General features: G+C 72.7%; 16 protein-coding genes and 1 other RNA gene. 13 read left to right on the top strand and 4 right to left on the bottom strand.

Annotated features, from left to right (window positions below; translation table 11 throughout):
• Positions 1 to 45: 45 nt before the first annotated feature.
• Entirely contained in the window at positions 46 to 3,597 is a 3,552-nt protein-coding gene (locus DMA15_RS14060) for an FHA domain-containing protein (protein WP_125513091.1), read from the bottom strand.
• 486 nt (positions 3,598 to 4,083) lie between these two features.
• Here DMA15_RS14060 and DMA15_RS14055 point away from each other — a divergent pair, with 486 nt between their 5' ends.
• From DMA15_RS14055 to DMA15_RS14040, 4 genes are all read left to right on the top strand, one after another.
• The gene (locus DMA15_RS14055) at positions 4,084 to 5,772 is read left to right on the top strand and encodes a serine/threonine-protein kinase (protein WP_125513090.1); all 1,689 of its coding nucleotides are present in this window, start codon (positions 4,084 to 4,086) and stop codon (positions 5,770 to 5,772) included.
• Positions 5,773 to 5,932: 160 nt separating this feature from the next.
• A complete protein-coding gene (locus DMA15_RS14050; protein ID WP_125513089.1) occupies positions 5,933 to 7,168 on the top strand; it encodes a serine/threonine-protein kinase in 1,236 nt (411 codons plus the stop codon).
• A gap of 993 nt (positions 7,169 to 8,161) precedes the next feature.
• On the top strand, positions 8,162 to 9,268 hold the full coding sequence (prfB, locus tag DMA15_RS14045; protein ID WP_125513088.1) for a peptide chain release factor 2: 1,107 nt from the start codon (positions 8,162 to 8,164) through the stop codon (positions 9,266 to 9,268).
• A 278-nt stretch (positions 9,269 to 9,546) separates the two neighbouring features.
• Positions 9,547 to 10,227 (top strand): hypothetical protein, encoded by a 681-nt coding sequence (locus DMA15_RS14040; protein WP_125513087.1) that lies wholly within the window; start codon positions 9,547 to 9,549, stop codon positions 10,225 to 10,227.
• Positions 10,228 to 10,390: 163 nt separating this feature from the next.
• On the opposite strand, the gene DMA15_RS14035 is transcribed toward DMA15_RS14040, so the two are convergent.
• Complete coding sequence (locus tag DMA15_RS14035) at positions 10,391 to 10,579, bottom strand: hypothetical protein (RefSeq protein ID WP_125513086.1); 189 nt, start codon at positions 10,577 to 10,579, stop codon at positions 10,391 to 10,393.
• Between the two features lie 241 nt (positions 10,580 to 10,820).
• Between DMA15_RS14035 and ftsE the strand changes: the two genes are divergently transcribed.
• From ftsE to dacB, 6 genes are all read left to right on the top strand, one after another.
• Positions 10,821 to 11,510: a cell division ATP-binding protein FtsE gene (gene ftsE / locus DMA15_RS14030; RefSeq protein WP_030788113.1), complete on the top strand. Its 690-nt coding sequence runs from the start codon at positions 10,821 to 10,823 to the stop codon at positions 11,508 to 11,510.
• 55 nt (positions 11,511 to 11,565) lie between these two features.
• Positions 11,566 to 12,483, top strand: coding sequence for a permease-like cell division protein FtsX (gene ftsX, locus DMA15_RS14025; RefSeq protein ID WP_125513085.1), 918 nt, complete (start codon positions 11,566 to 11,568; stop codon positions 12,481 to 12,483).
• A gap of 78 nt (positions 12,484 to 12,561) precedes the next feature.
• Positions 12,562 to 13,758 carry a S41 family peptidase gene (locus DMA15_RS14020; RefSeq protein WP_206302729.1) on the top strand — a complete coding sequence of 399 codons (1,197 nt, stop codon included), beginning with the start codon at positions 12,562 to 12,564 and terminating at the stop codon, positions 13,756 to 13,758.
• An 18-nt stretch (positions 13,759 to 13,776) separates the two neighbouring features.
• Positions 13,777 to 14,298, top strand: coding sequence for an SsrA-binding protein SmpB (gene smpB, locus DMA15_RS14015; RefSeq protein WP_125513084.1), 522 nt, complete (start codon positions 13,777 to 13,779; stop codon positions 14,296 to 14,298).
• 142 nt (positions 14,299 to 14,440) lie between these two features.
• Positions 14,441 to 14,829, top strand: a transfer-messenger RNA (tmRNA) gene (gene ssrA, locus DMA15_RS14010).
• Between the two features lie 113 nt (positions 14,830 to 14,942).
• Positions 14,943 to 16,505 (top strand): D-alanyl-D-alanine carboxypeptidase/D-alanyl-D-alanine-endopeptidase, encoded by a 1,563-nt coding sequence (gene dacB, locus DMA15_RS14005; RefSeq protein WP_125517762.1) that lies wholly within the window; start codon positions 14,943 to 14,945, stop codon positions 16,503 to 16,505.
• On the opposite strand, the gene DMA15_RS14000 is transcribed toward dacB, so the two are convergent.
• The gene (locus DMA15_RS14000) at positions 16,426 to 17,706 is read right to left on the bottom strand and encodes an MFS transporter (RefSeq protein ID WP_240659789.1); all 1,281 of its coding nucleotides are present in this window, start codon (positions 17,704 to 17,706) and stop codon (positions 16,426 to 16,428) included. The genes dacB and DMA15_RS14000 overlap by 80 nt on opposite strands.
• Before the next feature lie 83 nt (positions 17,707 to 17,789).
• Between DMA15_RS14000 and DMA15_RS13995 the strand changes: the two genes are divergently transcribed.
• From DMA15_RS13995 to DMA15_RS13985, 3 genes are all read left to right on the top strand, one after another.
• A complete protein-coding gene (locus DMA15_RS13995; RefSeq protein WP_125513082.1) occupies positions 17,790 to 18,761 on the top strand; it encodes a LysR family transcriptional regulator in 972 nt (323 codons plus the stop codon).
• Between the two features lie 194 nt (positions 18,762 to 18,955).
• Positions 18,956 to 19,768, top strand: coding sequence for a hypothetical protein (locus DMA15_RS13990; protein WP_125513081.1), 813 nt, complete (start codon positions 18,956 to 18,958; stop codon positions 19,766 to 19,768).
• 302 nt (positions 19,769 to 20,070) lie between these two features.
• Complete coding sequence (locus tag DMA15_RS13985) at positions 20,071 to 20,673, top strand: hypothetical protein (protein WP_125513080.1); 603 nt, start codon at positions 20,071 to 20,073, stop codon at positions 20,671 to 20,673.
• 53 nt (positions 20,674 to 20,726) lie between these two features.
• On the opposite strand, the gene DMA15_RS13980 is transcribed toward DMA15_RS13985, so the two are convergent.
• Positions 20,727 to 21,374: an NAD(P)H-binding protein gene (locus tag DMA15_RS13980; RefSeq protein WP_125513079.1), complete on the bottom strand. Its 648-nt coding sequence runs from the start codon at positions 21,372 to 21,374 to the stop codon at positions 20,727 to 20,729.
• Between the last annotated feature and the right edge of the window lie 18 nt (positions 21,375 to 21,392).

Below are 21,392 nucleotides of genomic sequence, written 5' to 3'. Positions count from 1 at the left end.
GCGCCCCCCGCGACAAAGGGGACGGAACAGACGCTCCCCCACCGCCTAAAGAAGCGACGGCACCTGATCCGCCGAGACGGACCGCGCCGCCCGCTCCAACGCACTGGCCAGCAAGGCCAGATCCGTAGGCCCGTTCCCCAGCTCCCGCACGGGCCGCCGAGCCGGCGGATCCCCCATCCGCTCCCACTCCAGCGGCACGACCGTGGGCCGCAGCGTCGCCGTACGAGGAATCCGCCCCGTCACCCGCCCCGCCTGGAAGGCCGTGGCCCGCCCGTCCGGCGACCGCAGCTCGCCCCGCCCGGGCGCGGGCTCCTCCGGCCCCGAGGCCACCGCGTCGAGAACCACCCGCAGCGAGGCCCGCTGCCCCAGCTCGGTCTCCGGCATCCGCTCACTGCGCCCCGTCGCCGCCACGAGGTGCACGCCGAGCCGCTCGCCGTCCCGCGCCACCGCCTCAAGGGCCCGCACGACCGACCCGGCCGCGGGCCGCCCCGGCGAGCCGAGGGCGGGCGAGAGCAGCGCGTCGAAGTCGTCGACGAGGACGACGAGCCGCGGCAGCGCGGGCCCCGGCTCGGCCCGCTGCCGCGCCGACGCGGGCCGCAGCCGCATCGTGGACCCGGTGGCCGGCGGATCGAGGTCACCGTCGGCCCCCTGCGCGGGCGCGGCGGGCCCAGCGGCCGCAGCCGACCCAGCCGACCCAGCGGACGCAGAGGCGGAACCATCCGCGCCGCCCGCTCCCGAGGCGGCGGCCCCGGAGGCACCACGGGCCTCGGAGGCCCCCCGCGCCCCGGAAGCCCCGCCCGTCCCGCCGCCCGACGAAGGCGACCTCTGCGCCACCATCCGCCCCGAGACCTCCCGCTGCGTATGCCACTCGGCGAACCCGAGCCTGCCCAGCAGCTCCGCCCGCCGCTTCAGCTCGGCGGCGAGGGACTGCGCGAACTCCCGCATCCGCACCGGGTCGTTGGCCACCAGATGCGTGGTGACATGTGGCAGGTCCGTGCAGACCCCGAGCCCCGCGCCCTGCGGCCCGGCGCCCCCGCCCGCACTCCCGCTGTCCCGCCCGTCGACGAGCACCATGCCGAGCCGGTCGGGCCGCTCGGCGGCGGCGAGGGAGGCGGCGATGGAACGCAACAACTCCGTACGCCCACTGCCCGCGGGCCCCTCGGCCAGCAGATGCGGCCCGTCGGCGGCGAGGTCCACGACGACGGGCCCGCGCGGCCCCGCGCCGAGCACCGCGGCGGCCCGCCCGCCCAGCGCCTCCGCGTCGTCGGCCGCGGCGGCCCAGCGCGCCATCAGCGAGGCGGGCGTGGCACGGGCGAGACCCAACTCGTCCAGGAGCCGGGCCGCTTGGGGCAGCGGCGCGGACACGCGCGCGTGCCCCTCACCGGCCGTGCCGTCCGTCCGCAGCGGCGCGAGCGCCCGGGCGAACCGCTCGGCCCACGCCGCCGACACCGCGTCCACGGCGGCGACGGTGCCGTGCCCCGCGGGCCGCCCGCCCGCCGTCCGCATCAGCCGCAGCGCGGTCGCCACATCGCCGCTGAGCAGCGCGACGGCACCGCACGCGCGGAAGGCGGGCGACACCGAACACGCGGCCTCGTACGTCTCCAGGACCGGCGACGCGGGCGAGGCGGCCACGGTCTCGGCGAGGCACACGACATGGATACCGGCCCGCGCGCCCTCACCGGCGAGCCGCACGGTCGCCTCGCGCAGCCCCGCCGACCCGGGGTCACCGTCGACGATCACGACAGTGCGCGACGCGGGCTCCCCGGAAGCGTGCCTTCCGGAGGGGCTGGGCCCCCCGAAGGGACCGGGTCCTCCGTAGGGAGAGGCCACCCCGAAACCGGCCGCCTCGGCGTCCGCGCCGCCCTCGTCGGCGATGTGGTCGTCAAGGCGCCGGATCAGCTCGTCCGTGCGCGCCGCCGCCTGGTCGCGGTCGTAGGCGAGGAGGAGCCGGCAGTCCTGGCCGTGCGTGGGCCGCAGATGGGGGAGCCAGCCGAGCCAGGCCCACTCGGCGGTGCGCTCCGCGGTGGTGCGCGCGCGGTCCGTGCTGATCAGCACGATCTCCAGGCAGGCGGGGGAGTGCAACGCGCCGAGCTGGGCGATGACCGCCCGCGCCAGCCCGGTCAGCCGCTCCCTGGGCCCGGCGATGCCGAGCGCGCCCGCCTCCCGCAGGCTCACCGTGACCGGCACGGCGGGCAGCGGCGTCCGGTCGTCGGGCGCCACCCGGTCGACCGTGCCGAGCCGCACCGCGAGCGCCTCCGGATGGCCCGGGCCGCGCTCCCAGAGGCGGGGGCCGGGGCCGAGCGCCGTCAAGAGGAGGGTGGCGGGATCCGGCCAGGATTCGGGCGTCCGCGCGGCGGCGGCGACGGCAAGCTCCTCCGGCGTGGGCTCCGGCGCCCCGAACTCGTCGTCGCCGTCCTCGTCGGCGTCGTACGCGTCATACCCGTCGTACGCCCCCTCGTCCTGCCCGCTGCCCCGGCCCCCGGTCAGCCGCCGCGCCCAGGCCGAGAGGCCGCCCCGCTTGCGCAGGCCGCGCGGGACCGTCGTGCCGCGCGGCGGGGTGCCGAGGCGGGTCCGCTCGGCGTCGGGCGCGCCGCCCTGCGACGGCACGACGCCCGGGTCGCCGCCGACCGCGTCGTACGCCCCGGCCCCGCTGCCGTAGCCCCCCGCCGTCCCGTACGCCTGTGCGGCGTGCGGCTCCTGTGTCTCGTACGCCCCCGAAGTGCCGTGAGTCCCGTGAGTCGCGTGTGTGCCATGCGTCCCGTGGGTCCCGTGGGCTCCGTGTGTCCCGTGGGCCCCGGCCGACCGGTGCGTGCCGTCGCCGCCCGCCGCTCCCCAGGCCGCCGAGCCGTACGCATGGTGGTTGGCCCCCTCCGGAGGGCGCCCCGGCGCGAGGAACGCGGGCTGGGGGGTCTCGGCGGGCCGCACGCGCACGTGCCCCTCGCCGTCAGGGGCGGTCGTCAGGGCGGCGCCCGCTCCGGAGGTCGCACCGGGGCCGCCGCCGGTCAGGCGGAGCGCGGACTCGCCGATCCGCAGCAGGGAGCCCGGGGGGAGCGGCACGGGACGGTCGGTGACCTCCCTGCCGTCCACCGAGGTGCCGTTCGTCGAGCCCAGGTCCGTGACGGTCACGCGGCCGTCCTGGGCGAGGGTGACCGCGCAGTGCAGCCGGGAGACGTCGGGGTCGTCCAGCGGGACGTCCGCGTCGGCGGAGCGGCCGACCCGGATCTGGCCGCCGTGCAGCAGATGGACGCCGCCCGCGTCGGGCCCCGCCACCACGTGCAGCTGGGCGGCCGCGCCGGTCGGCTCGGGACCCGGCTCGGCGGGCGCGCCCAGCGAGAGCACCGCGCCGTCGATCAAGGGGGGCTCGCCGAGCGTGCACCGCTGGGCGTCCAGGCGCTCCGGGCCCGCGTACAGCACGAGGGGGCTCTCGGTGCCCGCCACGGCCGTGGCGAGGCCGGAGGCCACCGCGGCGAGGGCGGTCCCGGCGGGCGCGGTGACCAGCACGTCACAGGCGCCGGGAACCCCGGTCGCCGCCGGGGGGCGGCCTTGCTGCTCGGTCTGGCCGCTGCGCGGCCCGAGGACGGTCAGCCGGATCTGCATCGCCGTCAGCGGTCCCTTCTGCGCTGGGCGCCCGGCACGGGGACTCGCGCTGTTTCCCCCCACCGCACACGGGCACGTCGGCCAGTACTGGGGGCATCCTCGCACCTGCCACCGACAACACGCCCGGCGGCCACCGGTAAGTGATCTTGATTGGTCGCCTCTGCTCGGAAAAGTGCCTGCTTGGACCGCCTGGGACAGGCGCGAGGGTCCGTGCGGGAAGGTCGAAATGGGGACTGCCCGGCAACCAATGGCCACGGGCGAGCGTCTTTCCCCCGGACAGTGACCCGACAGCGACCCGACGCGATCCGACAGCGACCCGACAGCGACCCGCCAGCGCCCCGGACAGTGATCCGCGGGAATCAGCCGGGCGGAATCGGATCGACCGGTGCCCCGTTCGGCAGCACTACAGTGGGTCGGAACACCTCAGACCCCCGGACGGGACCAGCGTCCGGACGGGACCAGCCAGATCAGCAGGGAGCGCATGACGTGCGGCCGGTAGGCAGCAAGTACCTGCTCGAGGAGCCGCTCGGGCGCGGCGCCACGGGCACCGTCTGGCGAGCCCGCCAGCGGGAGACCGCGGGCGCCGAGGCGGCCGTCGCGGGCCAGCCCGGCGAGACCGTCGCGATCAAGGTCCTCAAGGAAGAGCTGGCCAACGACGCGGACGTGGTGATGCGCTTCCTCAGGGAGCGGTCCGTCCTGCTCAGGCTGACCCACCAGAACATCGTCAGAACCCGCGACCTGGTCGTCGAGGGCGACCTCCTCGCCCTGGTCATGGACCTGGTCGACGGCCCCGACCTGCACCGCTACCTGCGCGAGAACGGCCCGTTCACGCCGGTCGCCGCGGCCCTGCTGACCGCCCAGATCGCCGACGCGCTCGCCGCGAGCCACGCCGACGGCGTCGTACACCGCGACCTGAAGCCCGCGAACGTCCTGGTCAAGCAGGACGCCGAGGGCATGCACCCGATGCTCACCGACTTCGGCATCGCGCGCCTCGCGGACTCCCCGGGCCTGACCCGCACCCAGGAGTTCGTCGGCACGCCCGCGTACGTCGCGCCGGAGTCCGCCGAGGGCCGCCCGCAGACCAGCGCCGTCGACATCTACGGCGCCGGCATCCTCCTGTACGAGCTGGTCACCGGCCGTCCGCCGTTCGCCGGTGGCTCGGCCCTCGAAGTCCTGCACCAGCACCTCAGCGCCGAGCCGCGCCGCCCCTCGACCGTCCCCGACCCGCTGTGGACGGTCATCGAGCGCTGCCTGGACAAGAACCCGGACCGCCGCCCCAGCGCCGTGAACCTCGCCCGTGGCCTGCGGGCCGTCGCCGACGGCGTGGGCGTGCACTCCACTCCGGCGCAGATCGCCGCCGCGGAGGGCGTGGGCGCCCTGCTCATGCCGGACCCGTCGCCCGCCCCCGTGCCGGACGCCCCGGGCGCGGCCGACCCCACGCAGGTCCTGCCGAGCAACGCGGGCGCGTACGACCCGAACGCGGCGACCAGCGTCATGCGCGGCACCGGCGCCCACGGCGACGCCGACCCCACCTCCGTACTGCCGCACAACCGCGGCGCCGCCGACCCGACCGCGGTCATGCCGCCGGTCCCGCCGAACGGCCCGGGGGCGGACCCGAACGAGCCGCACCCCTGGCAGAACCAGATGCGCGCGGCCCGTGACCGCAACGAACAGACCCAGGTCCAGTCCTATCTCGACCCCGACCAGGACCCGCTGCGCCGCCGCCCCCAGCGTCAGGTGGCCCGGCCCCAGCAGCAGCCGCCGCACCCGCAGCAGTACTCGCCGCAGCAGCGCGGGCAGCAGCAGCGCGGCCAGCAGCCGCGTCGGCAGCAGCCCCAGCCGTACGCTCCCGCGCCGCAGCAGCACCAGCCGCAGCACCAGCCCCAGCGGTACGCCGCGCCCCCGCAGCCGCCTGCGCCCCAGCAGCCCGCCCCGCGCCCCGCGCGCGAGCCGAGGCAGCCGCGTCAGCGCAGCGCCAACCCGATGAAGATCCCGGGGCTCGGCTGCCTCAAGGGCTGCCTGTTCACGATCCTCATCCTCTTCGTGGCGAGCTGGCTGGTCTGGGAGTTCAGCCCGTTGCAGGACTGGATCGGCACGACGAAGGGCTACTGGGAGCAGCTGACGGACTGGTACGACACGGTCAGCGGCTGGGTCGGAAAGCTCGGCGGCAACTAGGTCCTGTCCGGTTTTCCCTGGCGCCCGCCCGCGCGGGCGGGCAATCCCCGGACGACTCTGGGGATTTGTCGACATCTGCAGGGTGATTTCTGCTCCCGGAGTGAAGGTTGGCGGCAAGGACGCGTAGTTTTGTCGCCAACACGCATCCGTAGGAGCAGTCTTGACGCGCAAGATCGGCAGCCGGTACACCGCCCACCAGATCCTGGGCCGTGGCAGCGCCGGCACGGTGTGGCTCGGCGAGGGGCCCGAAGGTCCCGTCGCCATCAAGCTGTTGCGCGAGGACCTGGCCTCCGACCAGGAACTCGTCGGCCGCTTCGTCCAGGAGCGCACGGCTCTGCTCAGCCTCGACCACGCGCGCGTGGTGGGCGTGCACGACCTGGTCGTCGACGGCAACGACCTGGCCCTCGTCATGGATCTCGTCCGCGGCACGGACCTGCGCACCCGCCTCGACCGTGAGCGGCGCATGGCCCCCGAGGCCGCGGTCGCGATCGTCGCCGACGTCGCCGACGGGCTCGCCGCCGCGCACGCGGCGGGCATCGTGCACCGTGACGTCAAGCCCGAGAACGTCCTCCTCGACATGCAGGGCCCGCTCGGCCCCGGCGGGGCGCACCCCGCGCTCCTCACCGACTTCGGCGTCGCCAAGCTGATCGACTCCCCGCGGCGGACCCGCGCCACGAAGATCATCGGTACGCCGGACTACCTCGCCCCCGAGATCATCGAGGGCCTTCCGCCGCGCGCCGCCGTCGACATCTACGCCCTGGCGACGGTGTTGTACGAGCTTCTCGCGGGGTTCACCCCCTTCGGCGGGGGCCACCCCGGCGCGGTCCTGCGCCGCCACGTCACAGAAACGGTCGTGCCGCTTCCCGGGATCCCCGAGGAGCTGTGGCAGCTGCTCGTCCAGTGCCTCGCCAAGGCGCCCGCCTCGCGGCTGCGCGCCTCGGAGCTGGCGGCGCGGCTGCGGGAGCTGTTGCCGCTGGTCGCGGGGATGCCGCCGCTGGACGTCGACGAGCCCGACACGGAGCCTTCGCCGGCCGAGGAGGCGTACGAGGACTCCGCCCCCGAGCCGCGTGCGGCCGCCCCCCGGCGCGGGGCGGTCCCCCTGGTGCCGGGGTCGACGTCGGCCGACTCCAACAACCGGGACACGCACACCTCGATGCGGGTGCCGGGGCCCGACGAGCTGGCCGGCGGTGCCCGCGGCACGGCCCGCGCGCCGCGGGCGTCCGGCGCGGCCCGCCCCGGCTCCGCCAAGCACCGCGCCTCCACGCGGCGCCGTCGGGTCACGCTCGGCGTGGCCGGGGTGGTCCTCGCGGCGGCGGCGGGGATCGGCGTCTACGCCGCGAGCTCCTCGGACGCGCAGCCGACGGCCCCCGACACCTCTTCCCCCACGGCCCCCTGACCCCGCCCGCCCCCCGAAGAGCAGCGCCCCCCAGCACACCCGCCCCGCCTGCCGGACCGCACCCTCCCAGCTCCCCGGGCCGGTCGGGCGACAACCGCCGCTGCGCGACGCTCTGCCCCCCACCCGCGACCCGGCACGAAGAGACGACCGCACCCTCCCGGCGGCCGTCCCCCCACGGGGCGAACGATCACCGCCGCTGCGCGGCGCCCTGCCCCACCCGTGCACCCGGCACGGCCGAGTGGCCGCACCCCTCCCGACTTCGGCCGGTCGTTCACCACTGCCGGTTGGGTGGTCCCCGCCGCTGCGCGGCGTCCTGCCCCACCCACCCACCCGTTTGCCCCGCACAGTCGGGCGGGGGTAGCCCTCCCGGCTCCGGCCGGTCGTTCCCCCGCTACCGGGTGGGTGGTCCCCGCCGCTGCGCGGCGCTCTGCCCCACCCACCCGCCCGTTTACCCCGCACAGACGGGCGGGGGTAGCCCTCCCGACTTCGGCCGGTCGTTCCCCCACCACCGGGTGGGTGGTCCCCGCCGCTGCGCGGCGTCCTGTCCCACCCACCCGCCCGTTTACCCGGCACAGACGGGTGGCCGTAGCCCTCCCTGCTCCTGCCCGGAGACCTACCGGCGGGTGGCTGTCCCACCCGCCGTCCGTTGCTCGGCACGTTCCGCTGTGCTCCTACGGCCCCGTCCCGTGCGGGGCGAACGGGTGGGTGGGTGGGGAAGCATCCGCCGCGGAGCGGCGGGGTAGGGAGAATCGGCCCGGGGCATCCGCAGCTCGCCGCTCCTACGGTCCCGTCCTGCGCGGGGTGAACGGGTGGGTGGGTGGGACAGGCCCCCGCCGTGGGGTCAGGCTCCCCCGCCGTGCGGACAGGCCCCCGCCATGCGGACAGGCCCCCCGCCGAGGCGGGCCCCGCTGCCCCCGCCCCGGGGAAACCGCTCAAGCCCCGCAGGGACCCGTCGGGGCCAACCCCGCTTGCCGCAGCCGTTAGGCTGGAGTCGTGGCAGTCGTCGATGTATCCGAAGAGCTCAAGTCCCTCTCCTCGACCATGGAGTCGATCGAGGCCGTCCTGGACCTCGACAAGATGAGGGCCGATATCGCCGTGCTCGAGGAGCAGGCGGCCGCACCGTCCCTGTGGGACGACCCGGAAGCGGCACAGAAGATCACCAGCAAGCTGAGCCACCTCCAGGCGGAGGTCAGGAAGGCCGAGGCGCTGCGCGGGCGCATCGACGACCTCAGTGTGCTGTTCCAGATGGCCGAGGAGGAGGACGACTCGGACACCCGCGCCGAGGCCGAGTCCGAGCTGACCGCCGTCAGGAAGGCGCTGGACGAGCTGGAGGTCCGTACGCTCCTCTCCGGGGAGTACGACGCCCGTGAGGCCCTCGTCACCATCCGCGCGGAGGCCGGCGGCGTCGACGCCTCCGACTTCGCCGAGAAGCTCCAGCGCATGTACCTGCGCTGGGCCGAGCGCCACGGCTACAAGACGGAGCTGTACGAGACCTCGTACGCGGAAGAGGCCGGCATCAAGTCGACCACCTTCGCCGTCAACGTCCCGTACGCCTACGGCACGCTCTCCGTGGAGCAGGGCACCCACCGCCTCGTGCGCATCTCGCCCTTCGACAACCAGGGGCGCCGCCAGACCTCCTTCGCCGGGGTCGAGATCCTCCCCGTGGTCGAGCAGACCGACCACATCGAGATCGACGAGAGCGAGCTGCGCGTCGACGTGTACCGCTCCTCGGGCCCCGGCGGCCAGGGCGTCAACACCACCGACTCCGCGGTGCGCCTGACCCACCTCCCCACCGGCATCGTCGTCTCCTGTCAGAACGAGCGCTCGCAGATCCAGAACAAGGCGACCGCGATGAACGTCCTCCAGGCGAAGCTGCTCGAGCGCCGCCGCCAGGAGGAGCAGGCGAAGATGAACGCCCTCAAGGGTGACGGCGGCAACTCCTGGGGCAACCAGATGCGTTCGTACGTCCTGCACCCGTACCAAATGGTGAAGGACCTGCGTACGGAGTTCGAGGTCGGCAATCCCGAGTCCGTCTTCAACGGCGAGATCGACGGATTCCTGGAAGCCGGAATTCGCTGGCGCAAGCAGCAGGAGAAGTAAAAACCGCACAGAGCGGCTTTATCGACAAGGCAACTGCCGCCCCCGAGGCGGCAGTTGCCTTTTACGTCACAGTCACATCTCCCTACGCCGGTCAACTGCCCCGATATCGGACATCGCGCCCGCAACGACCTTGACGCTGCTGTGAAAAGTGGAAAGGCTAGCGAGCGGTATGCGTATTCCTGGGGTGCGTGGGATCTGTGGGGGCTGATCGTTCGCCTCCGGAACGCCGCCTCGGACGCTGCCTCTCCGACGTTTCAGCTACTGGGGGTAGCAACCAGATGACCAAGAAGACGCGGATTCGTGTCGCGCGGATAGCCGCCGGTGCGGTGATCGCCGCCGGTGCCTCGCTGACCGCCGCGGGTGCCGCCTCGGCCCTCGACGTCGACCTCGGCCCCGTGGGCGTGGGCGCCCACGCGGACGACAGCGGCGTCGGTGTGGACGTCGACGTCGACACCGAGCCGGACGAGGAGCCGTCCGACCCGGTCCCGACGGAGGAGCCGACGGACCCGCCGGAGCCGACCAACGAGCCGACCGAGCCGACCGACCCGCCGGAGCCCACCGAGAAGCCCACCTCGGACCCGACGGACCGGCCCACCTCGGACCCGGGTGACCCGGGCAACGAGGGCAACGGGAACGGCGGCAACGGGAACGGCAACGGCCAGGGCAACGGAAACGGCGGCGGGAACGGCGGGGGCAATGACACCGACCCCGCCGGCGGCTCCAACCCCGTCGAGCAGGGCCAGGGCAAGGACAGCCTCTCCGACACCGGCACCGGCACCGGCACTGGCACCGGCTCCAAGCCGGTCGAGCAGGGCGGCAACAAGGGCGACAAGGCCGAGCTGGCCGACACCGGTGCCGCCGAGATCACCTTCCTGGTGATCGGCGCCGCCACGATGATCGCCGGTGGCATCGGCTTCCGCATCCTGCCGCGCCTCGCCGGCAACCGCGCCGCCGCCTGACACAGACGCCGACACGGGTCACGCACGGAGACGTACGGCACGTACGCGATGTACGTTCCGGGTGCGTACGTCAAGACGTACGTACATACGTAGAGAAGGGCCCGGAGCTTTCTGAAGCTCCGGGCCCTTCCCTGTATGCCTACGCGACGTGCCTGCGCGACGCCTACGCGGAACGCGCCAGCAGCGCGACCGCCGCGATCAGCACCACGAGCAGCGCTATCAGTGCCGCGGGATTGAGGCCCGCGAAGGGCCCTTCCTGCTGTATGCGCTCGCGATTGGCCCGGCACACGGGGCAGCGGCCTTCACTCACGGGCGCTGCGCAGTTCGCGCATACCAACCGATCCAGGGTCATGCGCTTCTCCTCCCGCACAGTCTCAGCCTGCCCAACGCTACGGGGAATCCAATCGTTCCCCTTACCACTGTGCCAGCTTCCGCGGGTTTCGGCGCGGCCCGCCGTCCCCCGCCGGTTCCGGCACGTTCCGCACCCGGGCACTTCCGTGGACAAATCGCGCAACTCCGGACGCCGACTGCGCTCGCGCACCGGCTTCGCGTAGGGTCACGCACACCTACCCCCGGCAACCCGTGGTGCATCCGTGATCCGTTTCGACAACGTCTCCAAGGCCTACCCCAAGCAGACCCGCCCCGCCCTCAGGGATGTCTCCCTGGAGATCGAGAAGGGCGAGTTCGTCTTCCTTGTGGGGTCCTCCGGCTCCGGAAAGTCCACTTTCCTGCGGCTCGTGCTGCGCGAGGAGCGCACCAGCCACGGCCAGGTGCACGTCCTCGGCAAGGACCTCGCGCGCCTGTCCAACTTCAAGGTGCCGCACATGCGCCGCCAGTTGGGCACCGTCTTCCAGGACTTCCGCCTCCTGCCCAACAAGACCGTCGGTGAGAACGTGGCCTTCGCGCAGGAGGTCATCGGCAAGTCCCGCGGCGAGATCCGCAAGTCCGTGCCCCAGGTCCTCGATCTCGTGGGCCTCGGCGGCAAAGAGGACCGGATGCCGGGTGAACTCTCCGGTGGTGAGCAGCAACGAGTGGCGATCGCGCGCGCGTTCGTCAACCGCCCCAAGCTCCTCATCGCCGACGAGCCGACCGGCAACCTCGACCCGCAGACCTCCGTCGGCATCATGAAACTGCTCGACCGGATCAACCGCACCGGCACCACCGTCGTGATGGCCACCCACGACCAGCAGATCGTGGACCAGATGCGCAAGCGGGTCATCGAGCTGGAGAAGGGCCGTCTCGTGCGCGACCAGTCGCGCGGCGTCTACGGCTACCAGCACTGAGACGCCCCCCGTCTCGCTCGTACGTCTGATTCACCTGATCCACTGAAAGGCCGCCATGCGCGCCCAGTTCGTCCTGTCGGAGATCGGCGTCGGTCTCCGTCGCAATCTCACGATGACCTTCGCGGTCATCGTCTCCGTAGCGCTCTCGCTCGCCCTCTTCGGCGGCTCGCTGCTCATGCGTGACCAGGTGAGCACGATGAAGGGCTACTGGTACGACAAGGTCAACGTCTCGATCTTCCTGTGCAACAAGGCTGACGCCGAGCAGGACCCCAAGTGCGCCAAGGGCGCCGTCACGAACGAGCAGAAGGACCAGATCCTCGGCGATCTGAAGAAGATGCCGGTCGTGGACAAGGTCACGCACGAGACGGCGGACGAGGCGTACAAGCACTACAAGGAGCAGTTCGGCGACTCCCCGCTCTCCAGCTCCCTCACACCGGACCAGATGCAGGAGTCGTACCGCATCAAGCTGAAGGACCCGGAGAAGTACCAGGTCGTCGCGACCGCCTTCTCGGGCCGCGACGGCGTGCAGTCGGTGCAGGACCAGAAGGGCTATCTGGACAACCTCTTCGGGCTCCTCAACGGCATGAACTGGGCGGCGCTCGCGGTGATGGCGCTGATGCTCGTCGTCGCGCTGATGCTGATCGTCAACACCGTGCGCGTCTCGGCGTTCAGCCGCAGACGGGAAACCGGCATCATGCGGCTGGTCGGCGCCTCCAGCTTCTACATCCAGATGCCGTTCATCATGGAGGCCGCCGTCGCCGGACTCATCGGCGGCGCCGTCGCCTGCGCGATGCTGCTCGTCGGCCGCTACTTCATGATCGACCACGGTCTCGCGCTCGCCGAGAAGATCAACCTCATCAACTTCATCGGCTGGGACGCCGTCCTGGCGAAGCTCCCGCTGGTGCTCGCGATCGGCCTTCTGATGCCCGCGCTTGCCGCGTTCTTCGCGTTGCGCAAGTACCTCAAGGTGTGACAAGTACCCTCGTCGTTCCAGGGCGCCGTACGGTTCAACCCGCCGTACGGCGCCTTCCGTTGTCCTAGACTCACCGTCATGTCAGGTCTCGACCGGTTCGCCGATCGGTGCTCAGTGCCCCGCCGCATCCGCCGCGGGGCGACGCTGACATTGGTCTTCGCGAGCGTCCTCGCCACCGGGGCCGCCACCGGCTCCTGGAGCGAGGCGGCCGACGACGGCCGGAAAACACCTCCTCCTTCGGTACGTTCGGACGCCTCGGCCCCGCTGAGAGGCGGCGCCGACACCGCCGAGGAGGCCGCGGACGCCGCCGCCGACGCCATGGCCGACGGCAAGAACGCCAAGAAGGCCGCCGAGGAAGCCGTCAGCCGCAGCGGGGACCGCTGGGGGTCGGTGTACTCACGCGGGGAGTACGAGGAGTTCGAGCAGGCCCTCGACGGCGCCTATACGGGCGTCGGGCTGTGGGCCCGGCGCGGCGCCGACGGACGTATCGAGGTCTCCCGGGTCCAGAAGGACGGGCCCGCCGACCGCGCGGGGATCCGCGAGGGCGACCGGCTGCGCTCCATCGACGGCGAGCGCGTCACCGGCCGCCCCGTCACGGAGGTCGTCGCCCTGCTGCGCGGCGACCGCGCCGGCACCCCGGTGCGCCTCGGCCTCAAGCGCTCCACGCGCGCGTGGAGCGAGACGCTGCGCAGGGCCCGCCTCTCCACGGACTCCGTCACCGTCTCCCGGCTGCCCGGCGGCGCGACGCTGATCAAGGTCGCCGCGTTCACCAAGGGCTCCGGAGAGGCCGTGCGGACCGCGGTGCGCGAGGCCCCCGAGGGCGCCGGGATCCTGCTCGACCTGCGCGGGAACTCCGGAGGGCTGGTCTCGGAGGCGGTCACCGCCTCGTCCGCGCTGGTCGACGGCGGTCTCGTGGCGACGTATGACGTACGGGGCGTACAGAAGGCCCTGCACGCCCGGCGGGGCGGCGACACCGAAAGGCCGGTGGTCGCGCTCGTCGACGGCGGCACGATGAGCGCCGCCGAGCTGCTCACGGGGGCGCTCCAGGATCGCGGCCGCGCGGTGGTGGTGGGCTCGCGGACCTTCGGCAAGGGCGCGGTCCAGATGCCGAGCCGCCTTCCGGACGGCTCCGTCGCCGAGCTGACCGTCGGCCACTACCGCACCCCGTCGGGGCGGGCGGTGGACGGGCGGGGCATCACCCCGGACCTGGAGGTCGAGGACGGGGCCGAGGCGCGGGCCGAGACGGTATTGACTGGCCTCGGACCCCCCTCGTAGTGCGAAAATGGCCGCACTATGGCTAAGGAAAAGGTAAAGCGCAAGGCCGCGAAGGCCAACGAGAAGGCCCCCGCGCGCAAGATGATCGCGCAGAACAAGAAGGCGCGGCACGACTACCACATCCTGGACACCTACGAGTGCGGCCTGGTGCTGATGGGCACCGAGGTCAAGTCGCTCCGGCTCGGCAGGGCCTCCCTGGTGGACGGCTTCGTGCACATCGACGGTGGCGAGGCGTGGCTGCACAACATCCACGTGCCGGAGTACGTCCAGGGCACCTGGACCAACCACTCCGCCACGCGCAAGCGCAAGCTCCTGCTGCACCGCGCGGAGATCGACAAGCTGCTGTCCAAGTCGCAGGAGACGGGTCACACGATCGTGCCCCTGTCGCTGTACTTCAAGGACAGCCGGGTCAAGGTCGAGATCGCGCTGGCGAAGGGCAAGAAGGAGTACGACAAGCGGCAGACGCTACGGGAGAAGCAGGACACGCGCGAGACCAACCGCGCGATCTCGGCGGTGCGGCGGCGGCAGGGGATCGCCTAGCCTCCGGCCGGGCGCCCTGGAAGCCGGGTTGCCAGGAATAGGCTGGCACCGTCGGGCGTTGGTCACGTACGATGGGTCGTGCTCCTCACAGCAGGGGCACCGGGTCCCCGCCCAGCAGGGGCCCGCATTGAAAAAACAACATGGGGATGATCGGTTTCGACAGCGGATGTCGAAGCAGGGGAAGCGAGCCGAGGAAGCGACAATGATCTCGTAAACCATATGTCGCAACAAATAATCGCCAATTCCAAGAGCGATTCCCAGTCCTTCGCCCTCGCTGCCTAATAAGCAGTGACTGAAGGACCCTAAATGGGTGTCAGCCCGGGGGTGTTCCCGACCCGGACCCTGGCATAATCTAGGGAACTAAACCGCCGCACCCGGTCACGGGGTGCGACGGGAAATCAAACAGTGACTGGGCCCGTCGGAGACTTGTTCGCGAGATCTCCGGGGCCGAGAAAATCGCAGCGAACTGCGCTCGGAGAAGCCCTGATTCTGCACCGTTGGACGCGGGTTCGATTCCCGCCATCTCCACAATTCCCATGTGAGGTTGAAGCCCTCTGGCCCCCGGCCAGGGGGCTTCTTCTGTCTCTCCCCCGGGTTTATCCTCCGGGGTCATGAGTAGACCCGTGAGACGCGTCAACCACCGTATGCGCCACTGGATCTGGCCCGCCGTGCTCGCCGTAGCGGCGGCCACTCTCTCCGCCGGCTCCCCGGCCGGTGCGGACTCCGACCGGTCCGGCCTGCCGGAAGCCATCGACACCATCCTCGGCGACCCCCGTATGGAGGGCGGCGTGGCCAGTGTGGTCGTCGCCGACGCCGCGTCCGGTGACGTCCTCTACCAGCACCGGTCCAGCGGGCGCCTCATGCCCGCCTCCAACACCAAGATGCTCACCTCGGCCGCCGCCCTGGAGCTGCTGGGGCCCGACCACCGGTTCACCACCGACGTGCTCGCCGACGGTGCGCGGCGGGGCCGCGTCCTCCACGGCGACCTGTATCTGCGCGGCACCGGGGACCCGACGACGCTCGCCGAGGACTACGACCGGCTCGCCGCCGAGATCGCCGGCTCCGGAGTGCGCAGGGTCTCGGGACGGCTGATCGCCGACGACACCCGCTTCGACGACCGGCGCAACGGCGACACCTGGAGCGCCGACGACGAGTCCGCGTACTACGCGGCGCAGATCAGCGCCCTGAGTGTCGCGCCCGACAAGGACTACGACACCGGCACGGTCGTCGTCGAGGTCGCGCCCGGCGCCACGGCCGGGGACAAGCCGCGCGTCACCGTGACGCCGAAGACCGAGTACGTGGACATCGACCTGCGTGCCACCACCGTCGCCCCGGGCGGCGCCGACACCCTCGCCGTGGAGCGGCGGCACGGCGAGAACACCATCACCGTCAGCGGTACGGTCCCGGCGGGCGGGGCCGTCACCAAGGAGTGGGTCACCGTCTGGGAGCCGACCGGGTACGCGGCGGCCGTCTTCCGGGACGCGCTCGCCGCGCACGGCGTGAAGGTGAGCGGGCCCACCAGGACGGGGGTCGCCACCCCCAAGGACGCGCGGCGGCTCGCCTCGCACGACTCCATGCCGCTCAAGGACCTCCTTGTCCCGTTCATGAAGCTCTCCAACAACATGCACGCCGAGTCGCTGACCAAGGCCATGGGCCACAAGGCGACGGGCAGGCCGGGGAGTTGGGGTGACGGCATCGCCGCGATCCACGGCTATCTGAAGACCGCGGGCGTCGACCCGGGCAAGCTGCGCCAGGTCGACGGCTCCGGGCTCTCGCGCAAGGACAACGCGGCCGCGGACCAGTACGTCAAGCTGCTGCGGTCGGCGAAGGCGGAACCGTGGTTCGCCGACTGGTACGCGTCGCTGCCGGTGGCGTGCGCCCCGGGCAAGTTCGCGGGCGGCACGCTGCGTTCGCGGATGTGCGGGACCCCGGCGGCCCTCAACGTCCGGGCCAAGACGGGGACGTTGACGGGAGCGTCCGCGCTGTCCGGCTATGTGAAGGACAAGAGCGGGCGCGAGCTGGTGTTCAGCATCATCCTGAACAACCATCTGGCCCCCTCGGTGAAGGCGCTGGAGGACGCGATCGTGGTGACCCTCGCCTCGTCCACGCGGGAGCAGGCCGTGCCGGTCATGCCCCGCTCGACACGCGGGGCGAGCGAGCGGGACGGCGAAGTGGAGTGCTCGTGGCGCAAGCCTGCGCGCTGCTGAGCAGCAGGGCGAGGCAGGCGGCGGCGACCGGCACCCAGTAGCCCGCGGCGGGGCCCAGGCGCTCCACCGCCCAGCCGCCGCCCGCCGCGCCGCACGCGATGCCCCCGAGGAGGCCGGTCACGGCGAGGGTCATGCCCTCGTTCAGCCGCCCCTCGGGGGTGCGGTGCTGGACGAGCGTCATACCGGTGACCATCGTGGGCGCCGTCGCCATGCCCGCGATGAGCAGCGCCACGGAGAGGGCGATCAGCGAGCCCGTGACGGTCACCGCGAGCAGCGGCAGCGTCATCAGGGCGGCCATCGCCGCGCCGCACAGGAGGTGGCGGCGCACGAGCGGGCCGCGCGGCTTCGCGGCTCCGTAGACGAGGCCCGCCACACAGGACCCGGCGGCCTGAAGGGCGAGTATGGCGCCCGCCGCGGCCTTGTGCCCCCGCTCGTCGGCGTAGGCGAGCGTGACGACTTCCAGGGAGCCGAAGACGGCCCCGGTGGCGAGGAAGACGACGAGCAGAGCGGGCATCCCACGCGCGCGGAGGGGTGATCTGGCTTCTGTGGCGTCTCTTGTACGTCCCTGGGGCGGGGGTTCCGTCGCCCGCTGGGCGGCGAAGATCAGTACGCCGGTCAGCAGCAGGACCACGCCGACCAGGGTGCCCGCCTGGGGGAAGAGAGCGCCGCAGAGGAAGGCGGCGAGGACCGGGCCGAGCATGAAACAGAGCTCGTCGGCGGCCTGTTCGAAGGAGTTCGCCGTGTGCAGGGCCGGGGCGTCGCCCTTGAGGAGGTGGGCCCAGCGGGCACGGGACATGCCGCCGGTGTTCGGGGTCGTGGCTGTGGCGGCGTATGACGCGAAGAGGGTCCAGTCGGGTGCTCCGCAGCGCACGCAGAGCAGCAGGGAGAGCGAGCCGAGCGCGGCGATCGCGGTGGCGGGCACGGCGACGCGGGCCTGCCCGTGGCGGTCGATGAGCCGCGCGGTCCAGGGCGCCACGACGGCGGTCGCGGCGAGGCCGGTCGCGGTGACGGCCCCGGCCAGGGCGTACGACCCCCGGGCGCCGGAGATCATGATGACGGCGCTCACGCTGAACATGCCCATGGGGAGGCGGGCGATGAGGTTGCCGAGGGTGAAGGCGGTGGCGCCGGGGAGGGCGAAGAGGCGGGCGTAGGGGTTGCGGGGGCCTTCGGGGGACGTGGGCCGGGGTATGTCGCTGGGCATGCGGACAGGCTCGCCGCGCCGGGTGGATGGGGTCCAACACCTTCTCGGTGCCGATTCACGCATCCACGTTGTAGGTTCGCTCGGTGACCGCAGAGCCCGACATCGACCCGCGCCTGCTGCGCGCGTTCGTCGCCGTCTCCGAAGAGCTGCACTTCACCCGGGCGGCCGCCCGCCTGTACGTGGCACAGCAGGCGCTGAGCCGGGATGTGCGGCGCCTGGAGAGGGAGTTGGGCGCCGAGCTGTTCTCGCGTACGACACGGCAGGTCGCGCTCACCGCCGACGGCGAGCGGCTCCTTCCGTACGCGCGTCGGGTCCTCGCGGCGCAGGACGAGCTGGTCGCCGCGTTCGCGGGGGCCGCGCGGCCGCTGCTCGTCGACCTGAACAGCCCCGGGCTCGTCTTCGGGCGGATCCTCGAACGGGCCCGCGCACTCGCCCCGGAGTGCGAGCTGATGGCCCGCTTCGAGAGCGGCCTCACGGGCGCCGCCGCCGAGATGGTCGCCGGGCGGCTCGACATGTCCTTCGGGCGGTACGCCGGGCTCGACCCCGCCCTGCGGTCCGCGCTCGCCCAGCAGCCCGTGCGGTACGAGCCGATGGCGGTACTGCTGCCGTGCGACCACCCGCTGGCCGAGCTGGACGCCGTGCCGCTGGCCGCGCTCGCGGGGGAGACCGTGTACGCCGGGGCGGGCAACCCCAGGACGCTGGAGTGGACCGACCTCGCGCACCGGCTCTTCGAGGGGCGTGGCATCGGCGTCGCACCGCCCGCGCCGCTGGCCGTGGGGCCCGAGGAGTTCGGGCGGATCATGGCGAAGAAGCGCAACCCGGCCCTGGTCGTGGTGGACTTTCCGGCCATGCCGGGTGCCGTACTGCGGCCGCTGGTCGATCCCGTACCGCTCTCACCCGTCTCGCTCGTGTGGCGAAAAGGTCTGGTTCATCCGGGAGTGACGGCGGTACGGGCCGCTGCCGCGGAGCTTGCCACCGCCGAAGGATGGCTGGAGAAGCCCGTGGATGGGTGGGTTCCGGCCGCAGATGCACTCATCATGATGAGTCAGATCTGACTGATAACCGCTCCTGCCCCTTCGAGCGCTACATTCGTCGCCCGGGCGGGACGTGGTACGGGCGGCGCTCGGATCGGGTGGCGCTCGGATCGGGTGGCGTCCGGTCCGACGGCAAGGGGCCCGGGGTCGTACGCGCACCCGAATTCCACGAGGTGGGGGTCTGCGTACGCATGGAATCGTGGCGAGAAGACGCGTTGCCGGGACACACCCATGATCCGAACGAGGTCACCGTTCAGATCGATGGCCTGGGCCGGACGCTGGCGGATCTGCCGACCGGCCCCGACTTCGGCTCGGGCTTCGGCTCGGGCTTGGGAGCGGGCGGGGTGGGCGGCCCGGACGGTGGGGGCGGTGAGGCCGACGGGCCCGCCTTCGTCGACGAGACGGGATGGCGTGGTCGGAAGTACCGCCGGATAGGCATGATCGTCGGTATCGCCTGCGCGGTCTACGCGCTGGTCATCGTCGGCACGCTGTTCTCGGGCAGCACGCATGCGCCTTGGCTGCCGGTGCAGGGGCCTGCGGGCGGCGAGGACGGCAGCGAGGGTGGCGTCGAGGGCGGAAAGGGTGACGGGCAGGTGGCTCCCGTGGACGCGTCCGGCCGCCCGAACGAACTGGCCGAGCCTGCCGTCTCCGCTGACCCGTCCGCCTCCTCGTCCGCCGCGGCTCGGTCGCGGGAGGGCGGGGAGGACGCCGAGGAGGGGCCCGAGCCCGGTGAGAGGGGTGGGCTCGGTGCGTCAGGCCGGGAGGACGAGGACGGCTCACCTCGTGCGGCACCGCCTGGCGAGGGCGGCGAGCCCGGACCCGGTTCGGGCCCCGCGGACGGCGGCGGCCCGGGCCAGGCTCCGAAGGAGGGCGCGACGGCCCCGGCGTACGGCCCCGTGGTACCGGTCACCCCGCCGTCGGCCCCGCCCGAGCGGCAGGCGGGCCCCGGGGTCGGCGAGCCCCCCGTGGAGCCCCCCTCGCCGCCTCAACAGCCGCCCGCGGACTCCTCCGCCGGTGCCGCCCAGTGATCACTCCTGAAGTGAAGTGATCGTGAAGGATTTCGTGACCGGGTCAGGGCGTTGTGTGACCGGCACGCGCGAGTTGGTGACCGTAATCCGGTGAAATACGCGCGCAAAGGCGGGCGTTGCGGCGGGCGGTGGCGGCAAGTCACCAAGCGCCAAGGGGTTGCGCGAGCAACCAAGGGCCGGGTGGGAGGCCGCAATGATCTCGACCCTTCACGCGGCCAACTCCTAAGCTGGCGGCTCTTCCTGCTGCTCACGGGGGCCGACCCCGCGCTGAGCGGCAGGTCCCTCACAGCCAGGAGATCACTTTGCTCTGCAAGAAGACCGGGCTGCGCCTCGCCGCGCCCGTCGCCGTACTCGCCCTCGCGCTGACCGCCTGCGGCGGCGGGGACGACAAGAAGTCGGAGGAGAAGCCGAAGGCCGACGCCGCCAACTCCCAGGCCAAGCCGGAGGCGCCCTCCGCGCTGTCGGCCGGTGAGAGCACCACGGGGAAGGTCAAGGAGGGCGACGCCACCGTCACGTACGACGTCGCCGCGCAGAAGGTCGACCTGGGCACGGAGGCCGAGACGAAGAAGCTGGTCTCGGACGCGAAGCGGGCCAAGGGCCTGGTCGCCGCCGTCGCGCACGTGAAGTACACGCACAAGGCGGGCGCCCCGCTCGCGGACGTCCCGGACGTGGGCGACGGCGCGGAGATCTACGCCGACGGCGCCCGCGGCGGCCTCCTGATCGGCGCCTCCGAGGACGCGGCGGGCTGCGAGGACGAGCTGGAGCTGGAGGGCTGGAAGAAGGGCGAGAGCCACGTGATCTGCCAGACCTACCTGGTTCCGGTCGGCGCCAAGGAGCTTGAGGTGCGCTGGGCCCCCGAGGACAGCGAGGCCGAGCCGGCCGTGTGGAAGTTCCCCGCGAAGTAGCGGTACGTCCGTCGGGCGGGGCGTCCTGTGGACGTCCGCCGGGTGGTGCGCCCTCAGTACCCGGCCGTGAAGCGGGAGCGGGGGTGCTTCGGGTTCTCCGCTTCGTCCAGGAGGGCCACCGCCAAGTCCTCCATCGAGAGGGATGAGCCGCCCTCCGCGTCCACCAAAAGCTCGTCCCCGCCCAGGCGGAACGTGCCCGTGCGGGTGCCGGGTTCGAGGAGCGCGGAGGGGCTCAGGTAGGTCCAGTCCACGTCCGTGGTCGCCGTGCGGAGCGCGTCGTACTGGGCGTTGGAGGCCTCGGCTATGTGGCGCCAGGCCGGGGGGACGTAACGGGGGTCGTCGATCGCGAGGGTTCCCTCGGTGCCGGGGACCGTCAGGCTGCCCGCGCCGCCGATCACCAGGAGGCGTACGCCGGGGGTGCGGGCGAGGCCCGTCAGCATGGCTGCGGTGATGGCCGCGTGGTCGCTCTCGCGGCCCGGGGCCGGTCTCGTCGCGTTCACCACGGCGTCCTGTCCGGCGGCCAACTCGGCCACGTGGTCGGGGCGTCCCGCGTCGCCCGTGCGGTGCGTGGCGTCGGGGTGCAGCTCGGTGAAGCGGGCGGCGTCGCGGACCACCGCGGTGACCTCGTGGCCGCGGGACAGGGCCTCCGTGACGATGCGGCTTCCGGCGGTTCCGGCTGCTCCGAAGACGGTGATGCGCATGGTGGGCTCCTGGGTTCG

This window comes from Streptomyces sp. WAC 01529 (assembly GCF_003945545.1).
GTDB lineage: Bacteria > Actinomycetota > Actinomycetes > Streptomycetales > Streptomycetaceae > Streptomyces > Streptomyces anatolicus.
The sequence above is the reverse complement of the archived record's forward strand: the minus strand, read 5'-3'. Positions and strand labels throughout refer to the sequence as shown.